The sequence below is a fragment of the Janthinobacterium sp. PLB04 genome (assembly GCF_021165895.1).
GTDB lineage: Bacteria > Pseudomonadota > Gammaproteobacteria > Burkholderiales > Burkholderiaceae_D > Janthinobacterium > Janthinobacterium lividum.
In genome coordinates this window covers 2,593,007-2,610,690 of sequence record NZ_CP088968.1, presented here as the reverse complement: position 1 = coordinate 2,610,690, position 17,684 = coordinate 2,593,007, and the positions used below count along the sequence as shown (strand labels likewise).

The 17,684-nt window shown below is 64.1% G+C and carries 14 protein-coding genes; 7 read left to right on the top strand and 7 right to left on the bottom strand.

Annotation, left to right across the window (positions count from 1 at the left end; all coding sequences use genetic code 11):
- Window positions 1–149 precede the first annotated feature (149 nt).
- The 4 genes from LSO07_RS11575 to LSO07_RS11560 form a co-directional block, all read right to left on the bottom strand.
- Complete coding sequence (locus tag LSO07_RS11575; protein WP_151094271.1) at window positions 150–1,760, bottom strand: bifunctional aspartate transaminase/aspartate 4-decarboxylase; 1,611 nt, start codon at window positions 1,758–1,760, stop codon at window positions 150–152.
- Between the two features lie 56 nt (window positions 1,761–1,816).
- A complete protein-coding gene (aspT, locus tag LSO07_RS11570) occupies window positions 1,817–3,505 on the bottom strand; it encodes an aspartate-alanine antiporter (protein ID WP_151094269.1) in 1,689 nt (562 codons plus the stop codon).
- A gap of 56 nt (window positions 3,506–3,561) precedes the next feature.
- The gene (aspT, locus tag LSO07_RS11565) at window positions 3,562–5,244 is read right to left on the bottom strand and encodes an aspartate-alanine antiporter (RefSeq protein WP_151094267.1); all 1,683 of its coding nucleotides are present in this window, start codon (window positions 5,242–5,244) and stop codon (window positions 3,562–3,564) included.
- A 261-nt stretch (window positions 5,245–5,505) separates the two neighbouring features.
- Complete coding sequence (locus LSO07_RS11560) at window positions 5,506–6,372, bottom strand: substrate-binding periplasmic protein (RefSeq protein WP_151094265.1); 867 nt, start codon at window positions 6,370–6,372, stop codon at window positions 5,506–5,508.
- 248 nt (window positions 6,373–6,620) lie between these two features.
- Between LSO07_RS11560 and LSO07_RS11555 the strand changes: the two genes are divergently transcribed.
- Entirely contained in the window at window positions 6,621–6,884 is a 264-nt protein-coding gene (locus tag LSO07_RS11555; RefSeq protein ID WP_070259219.1) for a heavy-metal-associated domain-containing protein, read from the top strand.
- A gap of 53 nt (window positions 6,885–6,937) precedes the next feature.
- Here LSO07_RS11555 and ubiT read toward each other — a convergent pair whose 3' ends face one another.
- Genes ubiT through ubiU form a run of 3 tightly spaced genes read right to left on the bottom strand, consistent with a single transcriptional unit; the run spans window position 6,938 to window position 9,429 of the window.
- A complete protein-coding gene (gene ubiT / locus LSO07_RS11550; protein WP_081345836.1) occupies window positions 6,938–7,465 on the bottom strand; it encodes a ubiquinone anaerobic biosynthesis accessory factor UbiT in 528 nt (175 codons plus the stop codon).
- A gap of 20 nt (window positions 7,466–7,485) precedes the next feature.
- Window positions 7,486–8,382, bottom strand: a complete 897-nt coding sequence (gene ubiV / locus LSO07_RS11545; RefSeq protein WP_099388543.1) for a ubiquinone anaerobic biosynthesis protein UbiV — start codon at window positions 8,380–8,382, stop codon at window positions 7,486–7,488.
- Between the two features lie 9 nt (window positions 8,383–8,391).
- Window positions 8,392–9,429, bottom strand: a complete 1,038-nt coding sequence (gene ubiU, locus LSO07_RS11540; RefSeq protein ID WP_412101868.1) for a ubiquinone anaerobic biosynthesis protein UbiU — start codon at window positions 9,427–9,429, stop codon at window positions 8,392–8,394.
- 162 nt (window positions 9,430–9,591) lie between these two features.
- Here ubiU and LSO07_RS11535 point away from each other — a divergent pair, with 162 nt between their 5' ends.
- From LSO07_RS11535 to LSO07_RS11515, 6 genes are all read left to right on the top strand, one after another.
- Window positions 9,592–10,002: a hypothetical protein gene (locus LSO07_RS11535; RefSeq protein WP_151094263.1), complete on the top strand. Its 411-nt coding sequence runs from the start codon at window positions 9,592–9,594 to the stop codon at window positions 10,000–10,002.
- 123 nt (window positions 10,003–10,125) lie between these two features.
- Window positions 10,126–11,874 carry a ribonucleoside triphosphate reductase gene (locus LSO07_RS11530; RefSeq protein WP_151094261.1) on the top strand — a complete coding sequence of 583 codons (1,749 nt, stop codon included), beginning with the start codon at window positions 10,126–10,128 and terminating at the stop codon, window positions 11,872–11,874.
- Complete coding sequence (nrdD, locus tag LSO07_RS28355; RefSeq protein WP_092712624.1) at window positions 11,871–12,071, top strand: anaerobic ribonucleoside-triphosphate reductase; 201 nt, start codon at window positions 11,871–11,873, stop codon at window positions 12,069–12,071. Before LSO07_RS11530 ends, nrdD begins: the two co-directional genes overlap by 4 nt.
- Window positions 12,061–12,768 carry an anaerobic ribonucleoside-triphosphate reductase activating protein gene (locus LSO07_RS11525; RefSeq protein ID WP_151094259.1) on the top strand — a complete coding sequence of 236 codons (708 nt, stop codon included), beginning with the start codon at window positions 12,061–12,063 and terminating at the stop codon, window positions 12,766–12,768. Before nrdD ends, LSO07_RS11525 begins: the two co-directional genes overlap by 11 nt.
- Window positions 12,769–12,916: 148 nt before the next feature.
- Window positions 12,917–16,972, top strand: coding sequence for a Pls/PosA family non-ribosomal peptide synthetase (locus LSO07_RS11520; RefSeq protein ID WP_151094257.1), 4,056 nt, complete (start codon window positions 12,917–12,919; stop codon window positions 16,970–16,972).
- Window positions 16,973–16,983: 11 nt separating this feature from the next.
- Complete coding sequence (locus tag LSO07_RS11515; protein ID WP_191909650.1) at window positions 16,984–17,499, top strand: 4'-phosphopantetheinyl transferase family protein; 516 nt, start codon at window positions 16,984–16,986, stop codon at window positions 17,497–17,499.
- Window positions 17,500–17,684 lie beyond the last annotated feature (185 nt).

The following is a 17,684-nucleotide window of genomic DNA, read 5'->3' as shown; positions in this document are numbered from 1 at the left end:
AGCACGGGGTTGCCATGTTTATACTTTCACAATAGCAATTATATCTACGGATGTCTATTCCAGCCTGCACTATTGGTTACCGGAGCCGACACATAAAAACGGGCGCCTCTTGCGGGGCGCCCGTTGAGCTCAAGCAGTTACCCGGCGAATTACTTCTTCGCCTTCTTGCCGCCCTTCTCCTTTTCCTTTTCAAATACGGCAAAGAACTCGGACGCCATGTTGCGGATGGCGCGGCCGATGTTGGCGTAGTCGTATTCGTTCAGGTTGGCCAGCGACACGCGGCCGGACGGATGCGTGGTGCCGAAGCCACGGCCCGGCAACAGGATGACGCCCGTTTCCTCGGCCAGGCGGAACAGGGCTTCGTTCGGTTTGAGCTTTTTCAGCAGCCACTGCGAAAACTCCACGCCATGCATCTGCGCGGCCAGCGACTCCATGTCCAGCAGGTGGTAGTAGCGCACGGAATTGGCGTCGTGCACCATCGGCAAGCCCAGTTCGCGGTACAGCGCTTCCTTGCGGCGCAGCACGATGCGTTTCATCGACTGCTTGTACTTTTGCTCTTCATCCATCAGCGAGAACAGGGAGAACAAGGTCATCTGCGCCTGCACGGGCGTGGACAGGCCGGCAGTGTGGTTCAGCGCCACCGTGCGGCTGTCAGCCACCAGGCGGTCGATGAATTTCAGCTCGCGCGGCTCCGTCGTGATGGAGTGATAGCGGGCATCGAGCTGCTTCTTGATGGTTTCCGGCAACTTGGCAATCTTGGCGTCAAGCACATTGTTTTCATGCGTGGCCACCACGCCCATGCGCCAGCCCGTCGCGCCGAAGTATTTCGAAAACGAATACACGAGGATGGTGTTGAACGGGCAAATGGCGAACAGCGAGACGAAATTATCGGCAAAGGTACCGTACACGTCATCGGTAAGGATGATCAAGTCCGGGCGCTTCTTGATGATCTTGGCGATGTATTCCAGCGTTTCGTCATCGATCTTGACGGATGGCGGATTGCTCGGATTGACGAGGAAGAAAGCCTTCACCTTCGGATCGAGCAGCTTGTCTAGCTCCTTCTTGGTGAATTGCCAGTTGTTCGATTGCGGCGCATCGATATGCACGGTATTCAGCTTGTAATCGTTCAGCTGGGGAATTTCGATGTAGGGCGTGAAGATCGGCATGCCCAGGGCGATCGTGTCGCCTTCCTGGATGATGTGGTTCGATTTCAGGCTGGCAAACAGATACGTCATGGCCGCCGTGCCCCCTTCGACGGCGTACATGTCGAAGTTGCCGACGAATGGATGGTCGCCGATCATTTCGCGGTGGATATACTGGCCGACGATTTTCTCGGACAGGCGCAGCATGCGGTCCGGCACGGGATAGTTGCAGCCGAGGATGGCTTCGCACATCTCATAGATGAAGTCGCCAGCGCTCAAGCCCAGCTGGTCGCGTACATACGACACGGCTGCCTCGATGAAGTGCACGCCCGGCGTCTCAGCATGCTGGCGCACGAAGATTTCGAAGCGCGCCTCGATGCCGTCGCGCGTGGGGAAACCGCCCACGTCGTCCATGTACACATAGGAACGCTCCGCTTCCGTCATGGCGAACTGGCCGAACTGGAAGAAGCCATGGCGTGGCGTAGTCGCCAGGAAATTCGGGTTGCCGCGGCCCGCATTGAGCATCAGGCGGTTGCTTTGCTTGGCCGTCTGGATCAGCGCATCCTTCAATTCAAATGGGCTCAACAGGGCGAGTTTGCTTGGGTTACTGAAATCCATTTTTGCTACTCCTTATAGACTGACAATGTTCAGGGTTCTTGCACATACATGCAGACTCAGACGAAGGCCACAATCAGCGGCCCCAGCAGGGTCAGGAAAACGTTGGCCAAGGCATACGTGATGGCAAACGGTACGGTGGGAATCGAGTTTTGCGCCGCATTCAGCACTTCGCCGAACGCGGGATTGGCGCTGCGCGAGCCGGACAAGGCGCCCGCGAATACGGCCACGTTGTCATAACGCAAGATGTAGCGGCCGATCAGCATGGTCAAGATCATCGGCAGGATGGTCACCACCACCCCCACGCCAAACAGGGTCAGGCCGTGTTCGCGCACGGTTTGCACGGCTTGCAAGCCGGACGTGAGGCCGACGACGGCAACGAAGCCGGCCAGGCCCAGGTCTTTCAGGATTTGCACGGCGCCGCTGGGCATGTAGCCAAACGTCTGGCGCTTGGCGCGGAACCAGCCGAATACCAGGCCCGACAGCAGCACGCCGCCACCGCTGCCCAGGGTCAGCGGAATCGAACCGATGCGCGCCACCAGCAAGCCTACCAGCAGGCCGACGACGAGGCCGGCGCCCATGTAAACGAAGTCCGTCTTGGCGCTCGGCACGATCATGTAACCCACTTCGGCGGCCACGCGCTTGACGTCCTGCTCGGCACCATAGATGGTCACCACGTCGCCCGTCTGCACGACAGTTTCCGCCTGCATGGGGAGGATCTTGCCCATGCGGCTCAGCTGCACGACAAAGATGCCGTGGCGCACGCCCGGCGCCGTGGCGCTGCGGATCTCGCCCACGGTCTTGTTGTGGTAAGCCTTGTTGGTCAGCACCATGTCGCGGCGCTGCATCACCAGTTCCATGCCTTCGACGGCCAGCAATTCCTTGCCCAGCTGGGAAGAGACGCTGAGCATGGCTTCGCGGCGACCCACCAGCAGCACAATATCGTCGGCCGCCAGCACCAGATCCGGGCTGACGTCGATGATCTGGCCATTGCGTTTCACGCGCTCGATGGTGATGGCCGTGTTCGGATTGGCGCTTTCGATGTCCGCCACGGAGCGGTCGGCACCGGGGCCCACGTCGTAGATGCGGCCGATCAAGTCAGGCGCGGCCGGCGTCTGGCCCGGCCCCAGCACTTGCACACCCGCCTGCAGCGCCGTTTCCGCCTTGATCGCATCTTCGCGGATGGTGCGGCCCATGAGCTTTGGCAAGATGTTGACGCAGACAATAATGGCGCCAAACGAGCCGAACACGTAGGTCACGGCATAGCCGACGGCAACGTTGCCCTGCAGGCGCGCCACTTCGTCGGCCGCCAGGCCCAGCTTGGTGATCGCGTCGCCGGCCGTGCCGATGATGGCCGACTGCGTCAAGCCGCCCGCCGCCACGCCCGCTGCCAGGCCCTTGTCCAGGCCAAACACCTTGGCCAGGATGACCACCGTCAGCAGCGCCGTCACGGCCAGCACGACGGCCAGGATGATTTCACGCACGGACTGGCGCCCCAGCGAATTGAAGAATTGCGGCCCGCTTTCATAGCCGACGGCGTAGATGAACAGGGCAAACAGCACCGACTTGACGCCGGGATCGATGGCGACGCCCACCTGGCTGACGAGTACCGCCACCAGCAGTGAACCGGCTACCCCGCCCAGCTGGAACGAGCCGAACTTGATCTTGCCGATGTAGTAACCCACTGCCAGGGAGAGAAACAAGGCAATTTCGGGCGACTTCTTGAATAACTCATGCAACCATTCCATGCGGACCGCCTTTCGTGTTGAAGGAATTCTTTACTGCGTGTGCCCTTGCCGGCTGCTCATGCGTGGACGGAGCCGGCCAGGGCCACGATGAGCGGCCCCAGCAGGGGCAGCACCACGTTCGAGATGGCATACGTAATCGTGTAGCCCAGCAAGGGCGTGGAATTGCCGGCCGCGTTCTGCACGGCGGACAAAGCCGGCGTACTGCACTGCTGGCCGGCGATGGCGCCCAGCAGCACGGGCGCTTCCAGCTTGAGGAAAAAGTGCCCCACCAGCAGCGACAGCGAGGCGGGGATGACGGCGATCAATACGCCCATCAGCGGCAACGACAGCCCGTACTGGCGGATCAGGTCGATCGCCTGCGGCCCCGAGGCCAGGCCCACGCAGGCGATGAAGGTGGCCAGGCCGATATCCTTCATCATGTCGAGCGCGCTGGGCGGGATGCCTTGCATGCCCGGCTTGCGCGCCTGGTACCAGCCGAACACAAGGCCCGTCAGCAAGGCGCCGCCGCCCGTGCCCAGCGAAAACGGGATGCCGCCCAGCTTGGCACTGAAGCCGCCGATATACACGCCCAGCACGATGCCGATGCTGGCGTAGACGATATTGCTGCGGTCGCCCGTGGGCACGCGCTTGCCGATGGCGGCCAGCGCCGTGTTCAGCTCACGGCCTTCCGTCGTGCCATACAGGCGCAGCACGTCGTCGCGCTGCAAGGAAAGATCAGGCAGCGGCGGCATGCTGTGTTCGCCACGAACGACGGCCGCCACGTGCACGCCGGACGGCAAGGCCAGCTGGCGCAAGGGCTGGCCCACCAGCGATGCTTGCTGCAGGACCACTTCGACGGCCGAGACAGCCATGTTCAAGCCCGTCGTGTCGGCAAATTCCTCACCCAGGATGGCTTCGGCCGCCACCAGCGCGGGACGGTGGCCTATCACCAGCACTTCGTCGTTGTTGCGCAAGCGCAGTTCCGGTTCCAAAGGCAATACCTTGCCGTGCCGGCGCACGCGCGTGATGCTGGCGCGGCCCGCAAAAATATGCTGCAAGGCATCGAGACGGCGTCCCGCGCCACGGCTGATGCGGTAGGCGCGGCCCACCATTTCCGGCGTCGCCTGTACGCCGTCGCCATCGGTCTGCGCGCCGCCCATCTTTTCCCACAATTTATCGGCTTCCTCGCGCAGGTTGACGCGCAACAACAGCGGAAATATCTGGCTGGTGACGATGACGATGGCGATCAGACCGAAGATATAGGTGATGGAATACGCGGTGACCACGTTGGCCTGCAGCTCGGCGATGCGAGCGGCCGGCAGCGCCAGTTTCGAGATGGCGTCCGTGGCCGTGCCGACGACGGCCGATTCCGTGGCCGCGCCCGCCATCATGCCGGCCGCCGTACCCTGGTCCAGGCCCAGGAAACGCGTGGCCAGCAGCACCAGCGCCAGCACCACCACCACTTCGATCAGGCACAGCAGGCCAAGGCGCAAGCCCTTGGCGTTGAGGTTGGCAAAGAACTGGGGACCGCCCGCATAGCCGAGGGCAAAGATGAACAGCATGAAAAAGACATTCTTGACGCTGGCGTCCAGGGTGATGCCCAACTGACCGATCAGCAGCGCGGCGATCAGGGTGCCGCACACGCCGCCCAGCTGGATCGGGCCGAAGCGTATCTGCCCTACCGCGTAGCCCAGCCCCAGCGCCAGGAACAGGGCCAGTTCCGGCACCTGGTGCAATATGGACGTGATCGAATCGAGCATGGACAAACCTTCGAAAAGATAACGGATGGTTACAAGAGAACAGAGCGTTCGGCGGCTGACGGCAGCTGGCTGTTGAACGGGCGCACGGATCCTGCACGGCACTTGCGATAAACGCTTGCGCCGGAGAAATGTTGTTACGAGGAATTATGTTCGGTGAAAATTTTACAAGTGTCAACAGGTGTTCTGTTGAACTTGCTTTGCTTTTCATCAAACATCCTGCGCACGATTGAAGCACTTGTTTGACATCGATCAACAAAACCATTAGTAATGTTTTGGACGATACCAAAGTGCCTTGCGCGCCAGCGGTGTCTCTTCCGGCAAGTCGGGATTGGCCAGCTCCAGCACGTGGCGCCGGGACAGATTCAGGCCCTGCGCGAGGCGGCCAAAATGGCGCTGGAACAGTTGCGCGAAACTGCCGTCGGCAAGCATGGTTTCCAGTCCCGTTTCAATGTGGCGCGCCAGTTCCGGCCGGTGCTTGCCGACAAAAAAGTACAGCGCGGCCGGGTAGCGGATGACCAGGTGAGTGTCCAGCGCCAGCGGCAATTGCGCGTGGCTGGCCAGCTCGCTTTGCGCCTCGATCACGGAACGGGGAAAGTAATCGATGCGCCCCGCCGCCAGTTGCTGGAACAGGCCTTCATAGGTGCTCGACGTATCGAGGCGCAAGCCATTCGCCTGTAGGATGGCGGAGTCGGGCCAGTCGCGCATCTGCCCGGCAGACAGTCGCGCCAGGGCGGCAATGCTGCGCACGCCGCGCAGCAGTTGCGGCCGGCGCGCCTGGATCAATGCCACTCTCCAGCCGATGAGGCCGCGGTCGATGGGGATGCGCACTGGCAACAATTGCGTTTCGCGCGCGCGGCTCGTCATCGCCCAGACGACATCGACGCTGCCCGATGCCATGGCGATTTCCTGCATCGCGCGCGTCTGCACCATGCGCAGTGCGGAGCGGCGCAAGACATAGGCCTGGCCCGAACGGGCCAGCGCCTGCTGCAGCAAGGCCGTCACATAGCCTTGCTGCGGATCGTCGAGCGCCTGATGGCGCGGATACACGAGCGGCAGCGGCGGCACCGCGCCGATGGCCGCGCCCAACGGCCACAGGGCGGCAAGCTTGAGCAGGGGGCGGCGCAGCATGGCCCCTCCTTTCCAGCGCATTCATAGCGTTCTTATCAGAATGACAGTATCTCGCAGCAGAGCACGCTTGTCGACTGGAATACGGCAACTGTGTACAAAACAACAGCAGTTTCAGACTGCAGCAGAGAGGCTGGAGTTAATCCAGATCAACAAAACCGCAAATAGGAAATAAATCTTGCGTGCTGCTCTGGACGGCATGCGCGCCCCTCGCCTACGCTGTTTTTTTATTTGAAAAACAAGAGGAACACATGCAGACAGCGCGCTTGAATATTATCGGGATGGATCACGAAGGCTGCGCCGACAGGCTGACGGGCGCGCTCGAAGCCGTAACGGGCGTGAGCACCGTGTGCGTCTCGCTGGCGCGGCATGGCGCCACGGTGCAGTTCGACGAACGTCTGGCCACGCAGGAACGCCTGCTGGCCGCCGTCAACGACGCCGGCTTCATGGGCGAAGCGACGGATGAAGAACAGCTGGCATCGTGCAGCGGCGCTTGCGGCCACTGCCGCCACTGAACGCCACTGAGCGCCACTGAGCGCCACTGAGCGCCTGCCCTCCCTTTTCCAGCTCAGCCTTCGCGCGCGCCCCGGTCGCGCAGATGCGCCAGCACGCGGCGCGGTCCCAGCGCCTGCAGGTCGAACGGCGGCAACTCGATGGCGTCGAGCGTATTCTTGAACAGCAAGCCCAGTTCCGTGTCGCCCTCCAGGCTCAAACGGCGGCTGAAGAACAGGGTGTCCGGATCTTCGTGGCGCCGCGCCAGCAGCATCAAATCATGCACGCTCGCCGCGATGCACAGGTCCGGCACGTCGACATAGCGCTCGGCCACGAACACCGTGCCCTGCCACTCGAAATCGAAGGCGATGCCCGCGTCCAGCAGCCGCAAACGCAGGCTGCGCCCTTCCAGGCTGCGCCGCACGTCGTCGGGCAATTGCGGCGCCAGCAGTCGGTTCAAGCCTTGCACGAACAGCCAGGAGGCGGGATACGGGGGCAGCTTGGACAGCAATTCGGCCAGCGGTTCCGGCAAGCGGTACGACACGCCGGGCTTGCTCATGGGAGGCTTGGCCGGGATCGGCAATCTTTCCAGTTGATCTTGCATGGTGCTTCCTTTCGATGCGTTCAATGTGCGGCGTGCTGTTCCATGCCGGGCTGGCCGTGCCAGTAGCCGTCGCAGGCGCCTGCCGGCTGGCAGGCCGCCAGCTGGGCCTGGGCGCCGATGCCGCTGACCTGCCCGCGGCGGGCGCGGTCGAAGATGGCGATGACTTGTTCCGTATGCATGGCTTGCGGGCTGATGCGCGCCACCGCCACACCCATGTCGCGCATGGCGTCGAGTTCTCGCACCAGGTTGTAGACCAGCGCCGACTGCGTCTGCGTGCCATTCAGTACCAGGAATGGCACTTCGTCGCGCGTGCGCAGCAGCAGGCCGTCCGGCTCTTCCAGGCAGCTGTAGCCGCAATCGTCCTTCGGCAGGTTGCGGTTGCGCGCCGTGAAGCAGCGCGCGGAAAACGCCAGCGGCATGCGACCGTAGGCGAAGACTTCCGTCTCCAGCCCTTCCGGCTTCTGGCGCTGCATCTCGGCCAGCGCCGTCTGCCCCATTTCCAGCGGCATCACCCAGCGCCGCGCACCCAGGCGCGCCAGCAATTGCAGGCTGGGGCCATTGAACAGGTTCAAATGGGGGCCGGCGACGAAGGGCGTACCCTTTTCCATGCAGTGCACGGCGCCCATGTCGTTGGCCTCGACGCCGTAGCGGCCATTGCCCGTGATGCGGCGCAGGGTCGCCAGTTCGGCGCCCGCCTCGATCAGCGCCTGCGTCGACAGCACCACTTCCTTGCCGGCGGCGGCCAGCATGTCGGCGATATCGAGCCAGTCGGCCAGACGCACCTCGTGCCGGCGCGAGCAGACGGTTTCGCCCAGATACACGATATCGACGGCGGTGCCGGCGATCTGCTGGTAAAACTCGAAGACGGTGGCGCGCGGCCAGTAGTACAGCAAGGGGCCCAGTGAAAGCTTCAGCATGTTCATCCTCTATTTCCAAGATCTGTGGTAAGCACCTAATGTGTGCTGCTGGCCTTCGGCCAGCTTGTCCATGGCCGCCATCCAGCCCGGCTTGACGGCGTAGCGCGCATTACCTTCGCGGCAGGCGTCGATCGCCTCGCGCCACACGCGCGTCACCTGCGCCACGTAGGCGGGGCTGCGCTGGCGTCCTTCGATCTTCACGGCCCGCACGCCCATGGCGATCAGTTGCGGCAGCAGCGCCAGGGTATTCAGGCTGGCCGGCTCCTCGATGGCGTAATACTCTTCGTCATTGACTTCGAAACGGCCCTTGCACAGGGTGGGATAGCTGGCGTTTTCGCCGGGCGCATAGCGGTCGATCAGCACGCCGTTCAGGCGCGATTCGAGGCCGTTCGGCGTTTCCAGCCAACGCACGGATTTCGCCGGCGAGCACACGCCATGGGTATTCGGCGCCTCGCCCGTCGCATACGACGACAGCGCGCAGCGCCCTTCGACCATCACGCACAGGGAGCCGAAGCCGAAGACCTCGATCTCGACTTCCGTCTTGGCGATCAGTTGCTCCACCTGCGCCATCGACAGCACGCGCGGCAGCACGGCGCGGGCGATGCCGAAGTGCTCATGGTAAAAATTGATGGCCTCGTAGTTGGTGGCCGAGCCCTGCACGGACAGGTGCAGGCGCAGCTGCGGGTGATGCTCACTTGCGTAGGCCATCAGGCCCGGATCGGCCACGATCATGGCGTCGATGCCGGCCTGCGCGGCGCGGTCGATGGCGCTGCGCCACACGGCCCAGTTGTGCGGCTGCGGATAGGTATTCAGCGCCAGCAGCACCTTGCGCCCATATTGGTGGGCGTAGCGCACGCCCTCGGCGATGGCCTTCTCGTCGAAATTGAGGCCGGCGAAATTGCGCGCATTGGTGGCGTCGCGAAAGCCCAGGTAAACGGTGTCGGCGCCATTGTCGACGGCTGCTTTCAAGGCGGGCAGGCTGCCGGCGGGGCAGACCAGTTCCAGCGGTCCGGCCACGCGGGTGGCGGTGGTTGATTCAAGCATCATGATATTCACAGTCCTGTATCGGCTCAGGGTGCAGACTATAGCCCCGCCCATGCTGCCCAGTCCTTGACGCAGGTGAAGGAATGCATGCATGGCTGGCGCGCGTTCAACTTGCTTGACCTGGCTGTAAAATGCCCCACTTTTCTCCCTCTTCGACTGCCCGCCATGCCCCGCAAACCGCTGCTGATCTTCCTGCTCACCCTGTTCCTCACCGTGCTGCAAGTGCAGTGGGCCGCGCCCGCCGACGGCTATGTCGAAGAAAAGCTCTCCATCCTGTCGCCCGAGATACTGGGCGCGTATCCGGGCGTGCTGCTGCTGTTCCTGCAAGCCGTCTTCGCGCGCCGCGCCATGCCGGTGCCGCGCCAGACCGCCATCAGCACGGGCCTGCTGGCCGTCTACTGGCTGCTGGCGAACTACGTCACCTTCGATATCCGCGTCGCCAGCTGGAGCACCTTCTCGCCGCTGGAAATCTGGGCGCACGTGCTGCCCGCCTCCGTCATCAGCATCGCCGTCTGCGCCGCCGCGTACTTTGGCCTGAGCTGCTTCATCCTGCGCCAGGGCCGCGCGAAAAAGTAAACGGGGGCGCTTTTTTCACCTGCATCAAGGATTCGTCACGCAACAGCACGCGCCCTTTGACGCCACTATATTTAGTGATTAATCTCCATAAAAACACCGCATGTTGTGTTTATTGGAGGTTTCATGACGACAAATGCAGTTTCCCCCACACGCGGCCAAGTCGATGTCGCCGCGTCCATCAATGAATACCTGGAGCGGCGCGACTGGCGTGTCAACGCCAACGCCAACCAGGGCTACTCGCTGGGCGGCCTGATACTCAACGTGTCGGGCAAGGTCATCGCCAACTACTGGCTGGACCAGGTCTATCCGCCGGAAGTGGGCGCGGCGCACCGCGAAGCGGCGCTGCACATCCACGACCTCGACATGCTGGCCGGCTATTGCGCCGGCTGGTCGCTGCGCACCCTGCTGCACGAAGGCTTGAATGGCGTGCCGGGCAAGATCGAATCAGGTCCGCCCAAGCACATGTCGAGCGCCATCGGCCAGATCGTCAATTTTCTCGGCACCCTGCAAAACGAGTGGGCCGGCGCGCAGGCGTTCAGCTCCTTCGACACCTACATGGCACCCTACATCCGCAAGGACAGCCTGCGCTACGAAGACGTGCGCCAGTACATGCAGGAGCTGATCTTCAACCTCAACGTGCCATCGCGCTGGGGCACGCAGACGCCGTTCACCAACCTCACCTTCGACTGGGCCTGCCCGGACGACCTGCGCGAGCAGATTCCCGTCATCGCCGGCCAGGAGATGGATTTCAGCTATGGCGAGCTGCAGGTGGAGATGGACATGATCAACCGCGCCTACATCGAGATCATGATGGCGGGCGATGCCAAGGGCAGAGTCTTCACCTTCCCCATCCCCACCTATAACATCACCGAGGATTTCGACTGGCATAGCGAAAACGCCGAACGCCTGTTCGAGATGACGGCCCGCTACGGCCTGCCCTACTTCCAGAACTTCATCAATTCGGAACTCAAGCCGAACATGATCCGCTCCATGTGCTGCCGCTTGCAGCTGGACTTGCGCGAACTGCTGAAACGGGGCAACGGCCTGTTCGGTTCCGCCGAGCAGACGGGTTCCCTGGGCGTGGTGACGATCAACTGCGCGCGCCTGGGCCACCGATGGCGCGGCGACGAGCCAGCCCTGATGGCGGACCTGGACCGCCTGCTGGAACTGGGCAAGACCAGCCTGGAAATCAAGCGCCGCACCATCGAGGAACTGATGCAGCAAGGCCTGTTCCCGTACACGAAGCGCTACCTTGGCACACTGCGCAACCACTTCTCCACCCTGGGCGTGAACGGCATCAACGAAATGATCCGCAATTTCAGCGGCGACGCCCATGACATCACGAGTCCCGAGGGCCATGCGCTGGCCGTGCGCCTGCTCGACCACGTGCGCGCCCGCATGGTGCAATTCCAGGAAGAGACGGGCCATATGTACAACCTGGAAGCGACGCCGGCCGAAGGCACGACCTACCGCTTCGCCCGCGAAGACCGCAAGCGCTTCCCCGCCATCCTGCAGGCGGGCACGGTCGACAACCCGTACTACACGAATTCGTCGCAGCTGCCCGTCGGCCATACGGACGACCCGTTCGAGGCGCTGGAATTGCAGGACGCGCTGCAGCGCAAGTACACGGGCGGCACGGTGCTGCACCTGTACATGACGGAAGCGCTGTCGGACGCGAATGCCTGCCGCGAGCTGGTGAAACGCGCCCTGAGCCGCTTCTCGCTGCCCTACATCACGGTCACGCCCACGTTTTCCATCTGCCCGCGCCACGGCTACCTGGCCGGCAAACATGAATTCTGTCCCACCTGCGACGCGGAACTGATCGCGCGCAAGCAGTCCGATCTCGCTCACCCACTCAAGGAAACGCCATGAACGCACGTCCCGACTTCACTCCCGCCATCACCCTGCTCGACACCGAACGCCAGCGCTGCGAAATCTGGACCCGCGTGATGGGCTATCACCGCCCCGTCGCCTCGTTCAACATCGGCAAGCAGGGCGAATTCCACGAGCGCCAGTACTTTACGGAAGCGAGCGCCCGGGTTGGCCAGCCCGCCTGCCATGGCGGCTGATTTGAAAGTGGGCGGCCTGACGCCCTTTTCCGCCACCGACTACCCTGGCAAGCTGGCGGCCGTGGTGTTCGTGCAGGGCTGCCCCTGGCGTTGCGGCTATTGCCACAATCCTCACCTGCAGGCGCGCACGCCGGAAGGCGCCATGCCCTGGCACGACGTGTTGACCTGGCTGCGCCGCCGCATAGGCCTGGTCGACGCCGTCGTCTTCAGCGGCGGCGAAGCGTGCATGGACCCGGCGCTGGGGCGGGCCATGCAGGACGTCAGGGAACTGGGGTTCGGCATCGGCCTGCACACGGCCTGCATCTATCCGCAGCGCCTGCAGGAAGTGCTGCCCCTGGTCGACTGGGTCGGCTTCGACATCAAGGCGCCGTTTGCCGACTATCGTCATGTGACCCGCGTGGCCGGCAGCGGCGACCCGGCGCGCGCCTGCCTGGACGCCATCCTCGCCAGCGGCGTCGCCTACGAATGCCGCACCACCACCCACCCGGATCTGCTGCCGGACGAGCAGTTGCTGTCCCTGGCCACCACCCTGGCCGCGAAAGGCGTCGACAACTACGTGCTGCAGCAATTCCGCGCCGAAGGCTGCGCGGACGCGGCGCTGTCCGGCCGCCCCCTGCACGGCTATCCGGCGGCGCATACCTTGGCGCAAATCGGCGCCATGTTTCCGCGATTTACATTCCGTAATCATGGCGGTTGATCCTGCCGCCACATAATTGCTGAAAGCTCTACAAAATTCCCCGTTCTGCAACGCTGAAATGTCTTGCGTGCTGTAATGTATCAACTGTGCCGCGCGCCATGCGCAGCCCATCAGATTCTTCACTCCGCATTACAGATAAGCGTCATCCATGAACGATTTCACCGCAGTCAGCCCAGGCACTCCCTCCACCCACGCCGACATCCTGTACGGCCCGCCGCGACCGGATCTGCTGCGCGAGGAAGTGCTGGCCGACCTGCTGGAAGCGACGGCACGCCGCTGCCCGCAGCAAATCGCCCTGATCGATGGCGCGCGCCGCATCACGTATGCGGAACTCGATGCGCAGGCGGGCCTGGCGGCGTCGCGCCTGGTGGCGGCCGGCGTCAAGCCGGGCGACATCGTGGGCCTGTGGCTGCCACGCGGCGCCCATCTGCTGCTGATGCAGGCGGCCATCGCCAAGGCGGGCGCCGCCTGGCTGCCCGTCGATGAAGACACGCCCGTCGAGCGCCTGCAAGTGTGCCTCGATGATGCCAGCGGTGCCGGCGTCGTCAGCTGCCAGCAGTTCGCGCCTCGCCTGTTTGATGCCGGCGTCCAGCGTCCCGTGTGGACGGCGGAAAGCCTGCTGGCGCCCGCCGCGCCGAGCGAAGTGCTGCCCGCGCGCGGCGCCGTGCTGCCCGAACACCCGGCCTATGTGATCTACACCTCCGGCTCCACGGGCAAACCGAAGGGCATCCTGATCAATCAACGCAGCATCTGCCACTTCCTGCGCAGCGAAAACGCCGTGCTGGAAGTGACGCAAGACGACACCGTCTACCAGGGCTTTTCCGTCGCCTTCGACATGTCGTTCGAGGAAATCTGGATCGCCTACCTGGTGGGCGCCACCCTGTGGCTGGGCCCCAAGGATATCTCGGGCGACCCTGAAGCCTTGCCGCGCGCGCTGGCCGAAAACAAGGTCACCGTGCTGCACGCCGTGCCGACCCTGCTGGCCCTGTTCGCCGAGGAAGTGCCGAGCCTGCGCCTGATCAACCTGGGCGGCGAGATGTGCCCCGAGTCCCTGGTCGAGCGCTGGTCGCGCCCTGGCCGCGCCATGTTCAACACCTATGGCCCCACGGAGGCGACCGTCTCGTGCAGCCTGGCGCGGTTGCGGCCCGGCGAACCGGTGACCATCGGCACGCCGCTGCCCAACTACGGCTTGCTGGTGCTGCAGGTGGCCGAAGCGGGAGAAAACCGTCCCCTGGCCCTGCTGCCAAGGGGCGAGACGGGAGAATTGTGCATCATCGGCCCCGGCCTGGCCGAGGGCTACCTGGGCCGGCCCGACCTGACGGTGGAAAAATTCCTGCCCAATCCATGGGCGGCCAGCGACGATGATGCGCGCCTGTACCGCACGGGCGACCTGGCGCGCATCGATGCCGACGGCCAGGTGCTGTGCCTGGGCCGCGCCGACGACCAGGTGAAAATTCGCGGCTTCCGCGTGGAGCTGGGCGAGATCGAAGCCGTGCTGGCGCAGCAGCCGGGCGTGGGCACGGTGGCCGTGTTGCTGCGCAAGGATGACGGCATCGACCAACTGGTGGCCTACATCGTCGGCAGCGAGGAGGCGTCCGAGGACGCCCTGGCGGCAAAGACCCTGCGCGCGGCCCTGAACCTGCATTTGCCACCCTACATGGTGCCGGGCCGTTTTGAATTGCTGCCGCTGATGCCGCGCCTGACCTCGGGAAAAATCGACAGGAAGGACTTGAAGGCCATGCCATTGTCCGCGCCGCCGGCAGGCGAGGCAGGCGAATCGGACGTGCCGGAAACGCCGGCCGAAGCGGCCCTGTTCGCGGCCCTGGCCAAGCTGTTCCCGGGCCAGGCGATTTTGCGCCAGCTGGACTTTTTCAGCGACCTCGGTGGCCACTCCTTCCTGGCCGCGCGCCTGGCCTCCGCCCTGCGCGCGGATCCGGCCTACGCCCACATGACGGTGCGCGACATTTACCAGAACCGGCAGATCGACAAGATCGCCGCCGTCTTGAGCGAGGCGCCCGCGCTGGCCACGCCGGAGGCGGAGTGGACGCCGCCGTCCACCCTGAAGCGCTGGATCTGCGGCGCCGCGCAGGCGGCAGCCGTGCCTGGCCTCGTCACCCTGCGCATGGCGCAGTGGATGGCGCCCTTCTTCACCTACCACTTCTTCACGGGCGACACGGGAGATACCGTGCCGCGCGCCATCGCCGCCTCGATCGGCGTGTTCCTGCTGGCGACCCTGGCCGAATTTGCCATTGCGATTGCCGGCAAGTGGCTGATCGCCGGACGTTTGAAACCGGGCAGCTATCCGCTGTGGGGCGTCACGTATTACCGCTGGTGGCTGGCCGACCGCCTGGTCGAATCGGCGCCCGCCTACCTGCTCAGCGGCTCGTCCCTGAATAGCTGGTGGCTGCGCGCGCTCGGCGCGAAAGTGGGCAAGGAAGTCGTCATCGGTTCGATGACCCTGCGCGCGCCCGACCTGCTGTCCATCGGCGACAACGTCAGCGTGGGCAATGCCGTCAACTTTGAAAACGCCAGGGTCGAGCGGGGCCGCCTGTTGCTGGGCCAGATCCGCATCGACGACGATGCCTGCATCAGCTCTTACGCTATCATGGAAGGCAATACCAGCGTGGGCGCGTTCGGCCACCTGGAGGGCCAGTCAGCGCTGGCCGATGGCGCGGCGGTACCCGCCGGACGCGTGTACACGGGTTCCCCCGCGCGCGACATAGGCGCGTTTGACGTTGCCAGCCAGCCGCCGCGCCCCGCCGTCTCGCGCCTGCGCCTGACGGGCGAAACCGTGTTCTTCTGCTTCGGCATGGTCTTGATCGCCGTGCTGTTCTTCATGCCCGTCTTCCCCAGCTTCGTGCTGATCGACTGGTTCGACGAGCGCGAAATGATGCCGTGGCTGCAGGGACGCGACGTGACGACCCAGCTGGCCCGCTACTTCCTGCTGGCCTTCCCCGCCAGCGCCGTGCTGATCGTGCTCACGGCCCTGCTGTCGGCCGCCATCCGCTGGGGTGCGCTGCCCCGCTTGAAGCCGGGCAGCTCGCCCGTGCACAGCAATATCTATTGCGCCAAGTGGCTGGTCAGCCATATCCAGGAATCGAGCCTGAACGTGCTGCACGGCATCTACGCCACCGTGTACGCGCCATACTGGTACCGCCTGCTGGGCGCCAAGGTGGGCAAGGGCGCCGAGATTTCCACGGCGCTGGGCGTGGTGCCCGACATGCTGACCCTGGGCGACGACACCTTCATCGCCGACGCCGTCATGCTGGGCGACGAACAGATCGACGGCGGCTGGATGACCATGCGCCCCACCGTCATCTCGCACCGCAGCTTCGTCGGCAATGGCAGCTACATCCCGGATGGCACCACGCTGCCCGAACACGTGCTGATCGGCGTGCACACGCATGCGCCGCGCAATGAGCAGATGCACAGTGGCGACACCTGGCTGGGCTCCCCGCCCATGCATTTGCCCGCGCGCGAGCAAGTCAGCGGCTTTGCCGAGCACCTGACCTTCAAGCCATCCTTGCTGCGCCGCCTGGGCCGCAGCCTGATCGAAGCGTTCCGCATCGTCGCGCCGCACGCGGTGGTGATCGCCGTCGGCTACACCCTGGTGCTGGACGTGATGCCGATCGCGGGGGCGGGACGCTGGGGCGAAGTGGTGGGCGACCTGGCGATTGCCGGCCTGGCCTACGGCATCGGCAATTTCCTGGTGGTCGTGCTGTTCAAGTGGCTGCTGCTGGGACGCTACCGCAAGCACGCAGCGCCCATGTGGACGCCGTTCGTGTGGATTTCGGAAGGCGTGACCAACCTGTACGAAGGCATCGCCGTACCCAACTTCATGCGCTACCTGCGCGGCACGCCGTGGCTGCCGCTGGCCTTCCGCCTGTTCGGCTGCAAGATCGGCCGCGGCGTCTACATGGATACGACCGACATCACGGAATTCGACTGCGTGCACATCGGCGATTACAGCGAATTGAACGCGCTGACCTGCCCGCAAACGCATTTGTTCGAAGACCGCGTGATGAAGATCGACCATGTGGAAATCGGCCAGCGCGTCTACATGGGCCCGCGCAGCTCCGTGCTGTACAGCGCCAAGGTAGGCGACAACGCGCGCCTGGGACCGTTGACCCTGGTGATGAAGGGCGAGCACATCCCCGCCGGCAGCAACTGGGCCGGCTGCCCGGCGGCGCCGCTGCGCAGCTGATGGATGATAAGGTGCTCTTCTCAAGAGACGGTGTGCTGGTGATCGGCATCGCCGCCGTGCTGCCGCGCGCCGAAGCCCGGTGGCGCATCCGCGCCGCCGTGCGCGAGGCGGCGGCCCGCTGGCTGGATGTCAGTATCGGGGCGATTTCGGTGGCATCGACGCCGGGCACCCCTCCCCGCTTGCTGCTGGCCGGAAGCACGGCCAGCCTGTCGTTCAGCCATGACGAGGGAATCTCGCTGGCCGCCATCGGCCTGCATGGCCCTGTCGGCATCGACGTGATGCGGGTGCAGGAGATTCCCGACTGGTTTGAGCTGGCGCGCGACTATCTGGGGCCGCAGGTGGCTGGTGAACTGAGCGCCTGCTCCGCCGACCAGCGCCCGTTGACCCTGGCGCAGGCGTGGACGGCGCGCGAGGCGGCGCTCAAGCGTGCGGGCTTGCCACTGACGGAGTGGAACGGGGTAGCACCGGCTTGCCGCTTGCACGCCTTTGCGTTGCCGGCGCCGCATGTGGCGACCCTGGCATATTAGTCTTCCTTCCCTTTGCCAGCTCCGCCGATCTGGACGAAAATCAGTTTTACGATAATACTGACGAGCAATCCCAGTACCCCGATCAATTCCAGCATGGCCATTCCTTTGCAGTGACAGCAGACCAGCCCACTGTAACGCGAACCCCGGGGCCAGGCTAATATCAAATCAGGCAGTCTCCGATCTCG